Here is a 12,083-nt window from a genome sequence, read left to right on the forward strand (position 1 = left end):
TCAGAAAGGTAACTGCCGTGGCTGGGTTTGCATTGTTATCCAGCGCAGTTCAGTAAATTCATGAATACCTGCCCGGCCGCCAAAGCGCCCATAGCCCGAGTCTTTGCAGCCGCCGAAGGGCATCTGCGCCTCATCATGAACGGTTGGCCCGTTGATGTGGCAAATGCCGGTTTGCAGGTTCTGCGCAACATTCCACGCGCGGGCGGTATCGCGGCTGTACACGGCAGAAGAGAGGCCGTAGGGGCTATCGTTAGCAATACTGACAGCCTCATCGATATCACGCGCGCGAATAATGGCTTTTACCGGGCCAAAGGATTCCTCATGCCATAAACGCATGTCCGGGGTAACGGCATCGATTAGGGTTGCTTTCATCAACGTTGAATCCGCTTTGCCGCCGGTAAGCAGACGAGCACCTTTTGCCAGCGCATCGTCTATTAATGCATTGCAACGCTCAACCGTTTTCATGTCGACCACGGAGCCGAGCAGCCCTTTCGGGAGCCCGTTTACCCGGTTGACCAGCGCATCAATAAACGGGGCCGCAATGGCGTTATCAACAATAATGCGCTCGGTTGACATACAAATTTGTCCGGCGTTGGCAAATGCGCCAAAGGTGGCTCCGGCGGCGGCCTGCTCAATATCGGCATCATCAAGAACCAGTAGCGGTGCTTTGCCGCCCAGTTCAAGCACGACGGGTTTCAGATAGCGGGCACAGGTTTGCGCGATAATTCGGCCAACGGCGGTAGATCCAGTGAAGTTAACGCGGCGTATTGCCGGATGAGCGATAAGTTGTTCGACGCAGGCGGGGGCAGATTCTGGCGTGAAAGTGAGGTAGTTCACCACTCCTGGTGGGATTCCAGCGTCAGCCAGTGCGGTAATGATCAACCCCTGTGTGGCGGGTGATAGTTCAGATCCTTTAAGGATCACTGTATTCCCGCAGGCCAGCGGCGTGGCGATAGCGCGTGCGGCCAGAATAACCGGCGCATTCCACGGTGCCATGCCGAGTACCACCCCCGTTCCCTGACGCGTAGCCAGCGCAATGTTACCTGGGGTGTTAGAGGGAATGACCTGGCCTTCAATCTGGGTCGTTAGCGCTGCTGCTTCGCGCAGGATCTCCGCGCCAAAATGGACATTAAACCCGGCCCACTGTTCGGTGGCTCCGGTCTCTGCGTGCAGGGTAGCGACAAACTGTTCGCGGCGATGCTCAAGCGCATCAGCGGCGGCAAGCAGTAAACGGCGGCGCTCGCCGGCCGAGGTGTCGCGCCAGCCAGGGAAGGCCGCGGCAGCAGATTGTGCCGCGCGTTCGGTGTCCTGTTGCGAGGCTGCCGATGCCACGCTTGCCGTGTCGCCGGTAACGGGGTTCAGTCGCGTGTAAGTTGCGTTATCCGCAGCGGTGCAAGCTTCGCCGTTAATAAAAAGGGGGCTGGTTATTGTCATGTTGACCTCATATGCACGGAAGACGCGTTGAGTGTAGAGTCCGGCTGTGAGGCTGCCCATGTAGCATACGGATTTCGCACACTTTTTTTCTGTCTTACTACATGGCTCACACCACCTTAAGAATGTGCTGAAGCGCCAGGCGGTCGGGTGTTGAGAGCTCAAAAATATCGTCCTGACATTCCCCTGCGCGGGTGTAAAGCGCCACCAGCCAGTCATACACGTAGCGGCTGGCGGCGTGTACAGGCTGCTCAGTAAGCTGCGTCAGGCGATGCGATGTTCGGGCTGGCGGGTTGGCAAATATAGCGAGCCCAACAGCCGCACGGCTGGCGGGTCTTTCGGCAGTATTGTTCCCGGCATAACCGAGCCAGGATATGAAATTACCTATCATGGCGCGAAGCTGCGCAGGGTTCGCCTGATGCTGTGTGGCCGCGTGGCGCAATTGCTCTGCCAGGTTAAGTTGGGAACTGATGGCAATCAGCGTATCGCAAAGTTGCTGCAACGTAGCCGGAGATATTTCCAGTTGTGTAGCGCTGGCCTGCTGGCGGCCCCAGTGGCGAACATGTTGGCACCATAATCGGAAAGCCAGCGTGCCAGCGTCGTGGGTTTGCTTTTGTGGCAATGCCAGTGATTTGGGTTCGGCAAACAGATCGACCTCGGCGTGGATCTGAGTTGTTACGCGGGCTTCACGTGAATGCTGTACTTGAGTGATGGCATTAAAACGTTCGAGAGAAGGGAGCAAGCCTGCAAGCAACTCGCCGTGATGCGCCGCCTGGCCCTGAAGAGCGCGGATCATCGATTCGCATTGCACAGAATGATATTTCTTCCCATTAAATATTGGGCTGAGAAGCATCTGGATGGCTTGCTGGTGTTGTGACATTAACGTATCAAAGCGGCGATTTCGCGTTGAACGTAACGTGGCGCGTGAAAGCCATTCGATCAGGCGCGCCAGACTATTGCTGTCAAAGGCGTGTAGCGCACCCCAGCGCTGGCCAGGTTTACCGACTAAATGCTGGACAGCTTCATCATGCTGCACGGTATGTGCGGCGCGATCGTCTTGCGGGGTAATTGCCCATACCAGCCCCGGCAAGCCACCATCCTGCTGTGGCTGGGTAGCCTCAACCCATTGGATCAGGGCGTTGGCGATACGTGGGATGGCGCTTCGCTGAGGAGTGGCATTACACACAACCAACACATCAGGCTGACGCTGTTGGCGATATGCTTCCAATAACCAATGACACTTGCTCGCCCACAATGTACCTGACTCGTCGAACGGCGACGCAGGAATATCGAGGATATCGACATCGTCCAGCACCTTGCAGGGGCTGCATAAAACCAGTTCGTTGGTCAGGATCGCCAGCGTGGAACGAGAAATATTGACAGTTTGTTGGCCAGGCAGTTGCACCAGAACAGACGAATCGTCCTCGCATCCGGCGGCTAAAAATTCTGCTGTCGGCAGCAAGAACGCATCAACCAACAGACTCAGTGGGGCATAGATATCGGTCGCATTTCCCAATATACGCAAGGCATGCGACAGCATTTGCCACTGCTGCGTGAGATCCTGGTGGTCGCCCCACAGAAGAGACCACGCATGGGTTCTGGCGTTGAGGTCCAGTGATGGCAATAGTTCGACAAACGTATACCATTCGTGATCGCTGACCTCCTGCACTCTGGCGGGTACCCGCGATTGCCAGTAACGCACCACGGTTGCGACCTCTTCAGCGGTAACCGTCGGCGTTGTCTGAGGCTGACGCAGGTTTTGCAGTAAGGTCAGACGTTCACGAAACGTCTCTGCCCGAAAGGCGCAGTTTTCAGCGTGGGTAATAAAGACCTGCGCCAGCTGCGCCTCCCGCAGTACGCGTAAACGCAGCGGAAATTCATCGTGGGGAGAGGGGGTATCACGCGTAAAGCGCAGTGCCAACTGGCAAGGTTGATGGCCCGGATTAATGTGGTTGAAATAATCGAGACGCTTTTCGCCAATCGCAATTGGCAGGCGAGCATCACTCTCGCCACACAGCGCGTTCAACAGCCAGTCTTTGGATGCCCGTGAATGGCCGAATAATGCCAGTGTGCCGCGTTGCTGCCGTGATGCCTCCAGTGCTTGCTTTTGTGCGCTCAGACCCAGCAGATGAAACAGCAGCGCATCCGCATCCATGTCCAGCCCTGGTGCTTTTTTACGCGCAGTGGAAAGCCATGCCATTACCGCCTGTTCTGTATTCATGCTAAATAAACGCTCCCACTATCAATCCAGTAATGGCTTCCGCGATGTCGGCGGTCGGCCAGGGTATTCAGTTTCAACGTCAGGGCCTGGGGCGATACCGGCGTGCCGTCGGCAAGCCACGCATCGCTCAGGCTAAATGAGAGAGCGCCTTCCGTGTTGGTGCCTCCCTGAAGGGCCAACCGTACCTGCAACACGCCGTCCCCGGCGATGACTTTCGCAAGTTCAGGTGAGTTGATGCTCAGGGTATACAGCGGCGTGGCAGGCCAGCGCGCATTGGCCAGTTGGCGGAATCCCAGTGTGACACTGCCGCGTAGCGGGAAATTGAGACGTGCATCCAGCGTCGCGCCAGGTTTGTCGAGATCAAGATCCCGATACCAGATGTTTTCATCGCTCAGGGTATTCACGGTTTTATCCAGTACGCCAAGATAGCGGACGGTGGAATAGGCCCCGATATCCGCAGCCTTGAAGTTAAAGTGCGGCAGACGTAAATCGAGTGCCAGGCTGCATAGCATTGCGCCTACCGCAGCGGTAGATTTTGGATTGCCAATGCGCCCTTGCTGGCTAAAGGGATACCACTCCTGTACCGGATAGCGGTCGAGCCAGACCATGCGGCTAACCGGTACGGGTTGCAAATAGCGAATCAGCGCCTGCACACCGGGCAAACAACCCGGACGACCGGTAATCAGCAGCACATCGCAGGTATAATGGGTAATGGCTTCACACAAGGCGTGCAGCGGCGCGGCGAGGGTAAATTCACCCGCCAGCATCGCGTCCTGTAGGTTGCGGAATGTCACCGCCAGAGGAACTGACATCAGATCAAAGGTGTTGCTTTCAGCAGGTAATGCATGCTCTACCGCCTGATTAATGTAATTCAATACACTGCGGGTAAGCGGTTGCTCAAGCAGTTCACCGAACGTCGCGTGCAGCCCGGCTAATGGATCGGCAGTATCGCTCTGCTCCCAGGCGGCGAGAATGGCATGCCCAATGGGGATAAACAGCTGCAGTGTGGTCTGCTGGCGCAGGACAGCGAGCGCATCCAGTCGCCCTGAATCACCAAACAGTGTCGCCATCAATGCAGGGGCGTCGTTCACCCCGGCTCGTTGCAGATGTGTTTGCAGTGCCGGAAGAATGCAGCGCTGAATGATATCCAGCAGGACATCGTCTCCAGCCACTTTGAAGCCTTCGCGAAACAGCAACTGGGGCGTAATTTTGACGTTGCAGCCCGAACCATCATCCAGTTGGTACTGAGTAATGGCCATGTCGGTGGTTCCACCACCCAAATCGATAGAAGCAACGCGTAGCGTACGCTCACGGGCAATATCGGGATCTTCAGTACGATCCGGGCGAGCGAGCGCCGCAAACAGCGCCTCCGTTTGACCGCAATAATGGGCAATCGCTTCGTTGTACAGCCAAACCAACTGACCACAGCTGGCTTCGTCCCACGCCATTTGAATCTGTGGCAGCGGAATCCGGCACAGGCGAGCATCAAACTCATCGCTTTGCGGATGCCAGCCTAACGCTTTCCACACCAGCGCCAGCGCGTCTGACATCCGGCGGCGGAAGATTTCACGCTCCTGTTTTGGCATCGCCGAGGGGAGCGTGAGGATCAGCGTGCGCAACTGGCGTGGCGATGCCGGAAAACCGAGGCGTAGTCGGGTGGCGACACTGTTGATCTGACCCAGGGACTGCGCCAGTAATTCACAGAGCATATGTGTCATCAGCGTACTGCGGCTGTAATGCGGCGTAAACACCGGCATCCGCTCATCCAGAGGAAGATTAAACAGCGGTTCGCCGTCGTCATTCATCAGATTCATCAATGGTGAGGCTGTCGCCAGCGGTTCACGTTGTGATTTACCGTTTAACTGGCTGAAGCGCCAGCTTTGTACGGTCGGTGTTTCATCCCACAGATAGCGTCGTGGGCTGGACAGGCCGCTATAGCCTTCCGTACCGGTACGCTGCATGGCCAGCCTGCGAGCTTCGTCGCCAACGCGGACCAGTGATGGCCAGATAAACGCATTTTCTCGCCCGCTTTCAACGGAAAAATGCTGCTTGCCAAACCGCGTCTGTGCAAACTCCACCCGGCTGGTAAACATCGGCGCATTCAAAAATTGCGGCTGGCTCAGCGAGCGAACCAGGACTTCAGCTGTCTGCCGCAGTCCATCATTGGCGTCACCATGATCTTCAATCAAGACGCCGCAGGTGTGCGTGTTGCCGACATCCAGAATCAGATCAACAGGGATAGCGGGGGTACTGAGCGTAGTAGTGACTAACTTTACTTCCGGAATGACTAGCTGTTCGCCGAGCATCGCGACAATGTTTAACCAGTGACCCTGATATTCAAACATCCGCATCGCGTGGGCCAGATCCTGTTCGTTGCGCGCTTCATGTTGATAGAGCGACTGGATAAAGGCCTCGCGCAGCCAGCCATCTATCCATGTCTGATCGAGAAAATCGGTCAGTTCATCATCATGCCAGGCCAGCGCAAAGCGTGTGCCGTTCAGAACGTCATTTTCGACTGGCGCAAGTGTTGCAGAGTCGTTACTTCGGGTCTGGCTATCAAACGCTATCGTCACGCGATGGCTATTACCAGCGCTGTCGGGCGTTTCAAGCTTACGAATTTGAACGCGCGCCCAGTTATCAGGCCCCTCAACGAAGGTGCGCGGCGGGTTGAAGCGGAAAAAAGGCAGGGGAAGCCATACGCCGTCCAGCAAGCTGAGCGAGTGATGCAAATCCAGCGTGCTCTCCGGTTTGACTACCTCTGGTTGATTCGTACCCTCGACCGCCAGCGTATAGCGCAGATGCGCGGCATCCCAGCTCAATCGCAGCAGGGGGCCATTGGCGGTTTTACGCACAAAGCGGCCAACGGCCGGTGAGCTTTGCGGCGTTAAACCAAAATCAAGAAACTGCACGCCGCTGTCGGCAATAAGCGTAACGCTTTGTTTATAATCGCAAAGAGTGACAAGCATCGTCAGGCTCCGATCTTCTTAAAGGTGACAGGCACAATCTTTTCTGCGCTATAGCGCGCGGTACAGGTGGCAACATCAAAGCTGTTCGCTTTACAGCTAATTTCTGGCATTGGGAAGCGAGAACCATCGCTACAACGCGCCGTACCCCGGCTTTTAATCAGCAGTTCACCGTTCTGATGCAGCCCGGAAAACAGTGGCACCCGGCAGATAATGTTGTCGCCGTGTACCAGACGCGCCGTGCCTTTGTTGTTTTCAATCTGATAGCGCAACGATGGGGCATTTTTCATTTCAAGCAACAGCCGCCAGTTGCCATTCAGGAAACGTGTCGTTCCGGCGCGCAGCTGGTTGGGTTCCATCACCAGCGCATCTTTAGCAATGGGAGCCAGTACAATGTCTTTAACCGGGGCTGGTTGTTCCGTATGGCTGGCAAGCTGTAGGGGCAGTTTGCGGGTAAGTGTCGGCCATGTCGGGGAGATAACCGCCGTGGGTTGCGCCACGGCGGGCGTTGGCGCTGATGGCCAGAACAGCGTTGCAGCTATCGCAATCATGATCGCAGCCGCGAAGGGTAATACCCAACGCCAGCGTCCTTGCGCAGTGGCGGCTCGGTGAATGATAGGGGCGACGCTGGGAGCCGATTCCTGTTCGTAAAGCAGCGGAATATCCGCCTGAGCGAAGGCTACTATCGGTTCAGTGGGGGAGTCATCGACAGGAAGATGTTCAATGAGCGGCGCTGCCTCAGCGATACGCAGGCAAGCAAAAGCATCACTACGTGGGCTTTCGTTGAGATTAACAAATCCCCAGAAGCAAATAACGGGTTTGTCATTGACCAGAAAAAGATGGTTCTCGCCCGGGAACTGCAATGTGTTTTCCAGCAACGCGCCGAAGAGCTGTTGCGCAGGTTTACCTGATTGCTGACAGTTGCCGGAGAGTGTCCACACCGTTTGCTGGAGAGCGTCAAGATAGCGCAGGGCAGCGTCGCGCTGAGCCGCGCTGGCGGCGTTCCAGCTGACTACGCTGCCTTCAACAGGCGAATACCAGTCAACGCGATCGCCTTCATCATTTAACTGCGGAATCGCCAGGCTGTCACATACGGCGAATTGTTTACGCAGGCGAAGGGTTTCGCGCACCTGATTTGCCGAATCAAACACGGCCTGCCCGCCGCCGCCCACCGCCTGAAAATCATCAAGATTTCCGCTGCGTAAGAGAATTTTTGCCACATTATTGCCCTTTAGACTTCTTCACGGCATTACTTTACGCAATGGGATATGACAACAAACGCTGAATGAGAGGGCTAAAAGGGGCAATTCTCAGCGTATTGAACCTCGGCATCCTAAGTAAAATCCGCTGCGAAGTCGGTGGGAAATTAGCCAGTGCGGGTAACGCCACGCCGAGCTATTTCTCGGGGTGATAACAACTCAAAAAGTATTTGTAGTATGTTATGATCTAGCCTGCAAATTCATTTTTCAGGCAGATTATGAACTATCGAGCAGATATTGTTGGGTTGAGAGGGATTGCTGTTTTATTAGTCATTCTTTTTCATGCGGGGGTTACGCTTTTCCCGTCAGGGTTTGTGGGCGTTGATGTTTTCTTTGTGATATCCGGTTTTTTAATATCAGGCGTTATACAGACAGCCATTGTTAATAACACGTTCTCATTTAGCCAGTTTTATGCCCGACGTCTCTGGCGTTTGCAGCCAGCAATGCTCACAATGCTATTGTTGTCACTCCTGGTGGCATCAATTTTTTATTTGCCTGACGATTATGCCGACTTCCTGAAAAGTGGACGTAAAGTTATTCAGGCCACAGCAAATCAATATTTTGCTCATGAAACCACAGGGTACGCAGCGCCAGATGCAGATAAAATGTTGTTGCTGCACATGTGGTCATTATCAATTGAATGGCAATGGTATCTGTTTTTTCCTGTAATCTATACTGTTGGCGCAAGGTTTTTAAATAAGCAGAAGCTGTTTTTAGTTGTCAGCTTATTTACCCTGGTCGCCATTGCTTATTCACTGTTTTTCGGAATAAAGCATCCGGTTCAAACATACTATGCCTTTCTTTCTCGGGTGTTTGAGTTTATGCTGGGAGTATTGGCCTTTGAGATGTCTAACAAGAAAAACATCCTCAAGGCTCAGTGGCAGAAAATTGTTACAGTAGTAGCACTGATAATTATTATTTTTGTTGCTACCCAAAATGATATCCTCAAGGCATATCCTAATTATTGGACATGGGCTGTTGCCATCAGTTCCGCCGTGTTACTTGCCTGGGGTGCAAAAGAAAAAGATACACTCTACACAAAACTAATCTCGTCTAAGCCGCTGGTTTACACTGGCGAAATATCTTACTCCCTGTATCTCTTTCATTGGCCGTTACTGGCTGCCCTGCATTATGTCGGTTATGAGAGTATGCCTGCCCGAGCATTGGCAGTGGCGTTAGCCTTTACGCTGGCATCTCTCACTTATTTTTATATCGAGATGCCGTATCGTAGGAGTAAGACCCCGTTATTAAAATCGCTTTTATTGCTGGTTATTGTTCCTTATTTGCTTGTTTATAGTATTTATACCATTGGAAAACATAACGACCAGTTCAGTGGTTTACGATTTGGTTCCGAAATGACAAGAGTCAATAAGACTCTCGCAGAATCACGTTTAAAACAACGAGAAGATTGCATGAATGTAAACGTGGAGGGTACGGATGCAAAATGTGTTGTTGGCGATAAAACATCAACGAATAGTGTTTTATTGATGGGGGACTCTCATTCCAATCAATACTGGAATTTCTTCGATCGCCTGGCGAAAGATGCCAATCTTGCAGTTGATATTAAATCGACCTCCTTGTGTCTCGCACTCCCCGGCATTTATCAATATGACTTTTGGAATTATCCGGGTATGGCCTACCAGCAATGCCACGATAATGTTAACGAATACTATAAGGCGATTGATTCAAAGAAATACAAGTTTGTCGTCATTTCCGAAGTATGGGAAAACTATGCCAGTTTTAATATTTACGAACATCCGGATGATAAAAAGTCACGTGATTTATCGATTGAACGCATCAACAAGGCAGCACGGGAGGGGATTAAGCGAATCATTGCCTCTGGCGCTACACCTGTCATAGTTAAATCTATGGCGCCAATGCCGGCAGGCTTTTTGACCTGTTTCTATGAGCACTTTAAAACACGCCGACCTTATTCAGCGAATGAGTGCAATCCGCATGCACAGGTAAATGATGCTCAGTGGTGGACAACTAAAATGTTTGACTCATTGCAGCAGGCGTTTCCACAACTCATCATCATTGATCCGAAAAAGGTACAGTGTGACGGTCAGCGTTGTGAGACCGAAATCGACGGTATTCCTTTGTACCGTGATGTCGGACATCTTAACGATTATGCGACCGGTATTTTTGCTGAACGGTATCTCAAGAAGATGGGTAATCCATTGAAAAATAAATATTAAAATGCGAATGCGCGGTATAGGGTAAAATCTGCCGCGCATTGCCTCATTGGTACATTAACGCATTGATAGTTTGAAAGTTTATGCCTTATGGTTTCTTGTTATTTGCCAGTTCGCGCCCCCTGTGCTGTTATTAAACCCCATATAATAAAATCGTAAGGCTTATAACCATGTCTACAGGGAAAACGCTTCTCGCGCTGGCGTTGAGCGCATTATTACCGGCAGGTGCGGCGTGGTCCGCGAATAACGACACGCTGATTTACTGTTCTGAAGCGTCACCGGAATCTTTTAACCCGCAAATTGCCAGTTCTGGCCCGTCATTCGTTGCCAGTTCGCAGGTGTTGTATAACCGCTTGATCAATTTTGATCCGGTGAAAAATATGCCGATACCGTCGCTGGCAACCGAGTGGAAAATTTCACCTGACGGGCTGACCTATACCTTTACCCTGCGTCAGGGAGTGAAATTCAACAGTAATAAATTCTTCAAACCTACCCGCGACTTTAACGCTGATGATGTGGTGTTCTCTGTCCTGCGCCAGAAAGACGCCAGTCATCCGTACCATAATGTTTCGCAGGGCAGCTACGAATATTTCCATGATGTAGGCCTGGATTCGCTTATTAAAGAGGTGAAAAAGGTCGATGATTATCACGTTCAGTTTGTCCTGAATGAACCGAACGCCGCGTTTCTGGCTGACTGGGGAATGGATTTCGCATCGATACTGTCCGCTGAATATGCTGATGCAATGCTGAAGAAGGGTACTCCGGAAAACGTTGATAACTGGCCGATTGGCACCGGGCCATATGCGTTGCAGCAGTACAAGGTGGATTCGCTCATTCGCTACATTGCCAACCCAAACTATTGGGATGGCGAAGTGCCGACCAAACACCTTATTTTTTCTATCACGCCAAATGTTCAGACCCGTCTGGCAAAACTGCAAACCAACGAGTGCCAGATTATCCCGGCACCGTCGCCTGTCCAGTTTGCCGAAATTACCAAGAATAAAGATCTGACCCTGCATAAAGTCGATGCGCTGAACGTGGGGTATCTGGCATTTAACACTGAAAAGAAACCGTTTGATAATGTGCTGGTGCGTCAGGCGTTGAACTACGCTACCGACAAGCAGGCTATTATCAAGGCCGTATTTTTGGATTCCGGTACAGTGGCGAAGTCGCCGATTCCGCCGAATATGTTGGGCTTTGATAAAAATTTGAAGGACTACACATACGACCCGGAAAAAGCGAAAGCGCTACTGAAACAGGCAGGCCTGGAGAAAGGCTTTGAAGCGACGTTATGGTCGATGCCGGTACAGCGGCCGTATAACCCAAATTCGCGGCGTATTGCGGAGATGATCCAAAGCGATTGGGCGAAAGTGGGCGTAAAAGCCAACATTGTGTCGTATGAGTGGGGCGAATATCTTTCAGGGATGCGCAAAGGCGAGCATGATACCGCGCTGTTTGGTTGGATGTCGGACAACGGCGATCCGGACAACTTCGCCGGCACGTTGCTGGGCTGCGGCAGTATTAAATCCGGCTCCAATGCCGCGCGCTGGTGTAATAAAGAGTATGATGGGGTCGTGAAAAAAGCACTGCTTGCCAGCGATCCTGCGAAACGCGCTGCGCTTTATGGTAAGGCGCAGGCGATTTACTTCCAGCAAGCACCGTGGATCGCGCTGGCGAACGGCAAAACGTTTTACGCTACGCGCAGTAATGTGAAGGGGTACAGCGTCAGTCTGATGGGCAGTGATTTTTCGAAAACGAAAATCAATTAAGGAGTGTGTATGTCACATCTGGATGACGTCATTGCGCGGGTTGACGCCGCGATCGATGAGAGTGTGATCGCTCATATGAATGAACTGCTGGTGGTGCTCAGCGATGACGCCGAGCTTAGCCGGGACGATCGCTATACGCAGCAACAGCGCTTGCGTACAGCGATTGCGCATCATGGTCGTCAGCATAAAGAGGATGAGGAGGCGCGTCGCGACCAACTTACCCGTAGCGGCACCATTCTGTAAGG

7 protein-coding genes are annotated in these 12,083 nt (G+C 52.6%); 3 read left to right on the top strand and 4 right to left on the bottom strand.

The genetic code is table 11. The annotated features are described in order from the left end of the window. The 4 genes from NMC31_RS16165 to NMC31_RS16180 all read right to left on the bottom strand — a co-directional run bounded on the left by NMC31_RS16165 (nucleotide 1) and on the right by NMC31_RS16180 (nucleotide 7,835). Nucleotides 1–1,434 (bottom strand): aldehyde dehydrogenase, encoded by a 1,434-nt coding sequence (locus NMC31_RS16165; RefSeq protein WP_253898476.1) that lies wholly within the window; start codon nucleotides 1,432–1,434, stop codon nucleotides 1–3. Nucleotides 1,435–1,540: 106 nt separating this feature from the next. After that, the gene (locus NMC31_RS16170; RefSeq protein WP_253898477.1) at nucleotides 1,541–3,652 is read right to left on the bottom strand and encodes a virulence factor SrfC family protein; all 2,112 of its coding nucleotides are present in this window, start codon (nucleotides 3,650–3,652) and stop codon (nucleotides 1,541–1,543) included. After that, nucleotides 3,649–6,618, bottom strand: a complete 2,970-nt coding sequence (locus NMC31_RS16175; protein WP_253898478.1) for a virulence factor SrfB — start codon at nucleotides 6,616–6,618, stop codon at nucleotides 3,649–3,651. The genes NMC31_RS16170 and NMC31_RS16175 overlap by 4 nt, the downstream gene beginning before the upstream one ends. 2 nt (nucleotides 6,619–6,620) lie before the next feature. Then, nucleotides 6,621–7,835: an SrfA family protein gene (locus NMC31_RS16180; RefSeq protein WP_253898479.1), complete on the bottom strand. Its 1,215-nt coding sequence runs from the start codon at nucleotides 7,833–7,835 to the stop codon at nucleotides 6,621–6,623. Nucleotides 7,836–8,092: 257 nt separating this feature from the next. Between NMC31_RS16180 and NMC31_RS16185 the strand changes: the two genes are divergently transcribed. The 3 genes from NMC31_RS16185 to NMC31_RS16195 all read left to right on the top strand — a co-directional run bounded on the left by NMC31_RS16185 (nucleotide 8,093) and on the right by NMC31_RS16195 (nucleotide 12,081). Beyond that, nucleotides 8,093–10,072 (top strand): acyltransferase family protein, encoded by a 1,980-nt coding sequence (locus tag NMC31_RS16185; protein WP_253898480.1) that lies wholly within the window; start codon nucleotides 8,093–8,095, stop codon nucleotides 10,070–10,072. 167 nt (nucleotides 10,073–10,239) lie between these two features. Then, entirely contained in the window at nucleotides 10,240–11,838 is a 1,599-nt protein-coding gene (locus NMC31_RS16190) for an ABC transporter substrate-binding protein (protein ID WP_253898481.1), read from the top strand. A 9-nt stretch (nucleotides 11,839–11,847) separates the two neighbouring features. Next, complete coding sequence (locus NMC31_RS16195; RefSeq protein WP_253898482.1) at nucleotides 11,848–12,081, top strand: YdcY family protein; 234 nt, start codon at nucleotides 11,848–11,850, stop codon at nucleotides 12,079–12,081. Nucleotides 12,082–12,083: the final 2 nt, after the last annotated feature.

It is taken from the genome of Pseudocitrobacter vendiensis, from assembly GCF_943590815.1.
Classification (GTDB): domain Bacteria; phylum Pseudomonadota; class Gammaproteobacteria; order Enterobacterales; family Enterobacteriaceae; genus Pseudocitrobacter; species Pseudocitrobacter vendiensis.

Bases quoted from the DNA above. Each gene is read 5' to 3' on its own strand.
- NMC31_RS16165 (WP_253898476.1), bottom strand. From the start codon at position 1,434: ATGACAATAACCAGCCCCCTTTTTATTAACGGCGAAGCTTGCACCGCT.
- NMC31_RS16170 (WP_253898477.1), bottom strand. From the start codon at position 3,652: ATGAATACAGAACAGGCGGTAATGGCATGGCTTTCCACTGCGCGTAAA.
- NMC31_RS16175 (WP_253898478.1), bottom strand. From the start codon at position 6,618: ATGCTTGTCACTCTTTGCGATTATAAACAAAGCGTTACGCTTATTGCC.
- NMC31_RS16185 (WP_253898480.1), top strand. From the start codon at position 8,093: ATGAACTATCGAGCAGATATTGTTGGGTTGAGAGGGATTGCTGTTTTA.
- NMC31_RS16190 (WP_253898481.1), top strand. From the start codon at position 10,240: ATGTCTACAGGGAAAACGCTTCTCGCGCTGGCGTTGAGCGCATTATTA.
- NMC31_RS16195 (WP_253898482.1), top strand. From the start codon at position 11,848: ATGTCACATCTGGATGACGTCATTGCGCGGGTTGACGCCGCGATCGAT.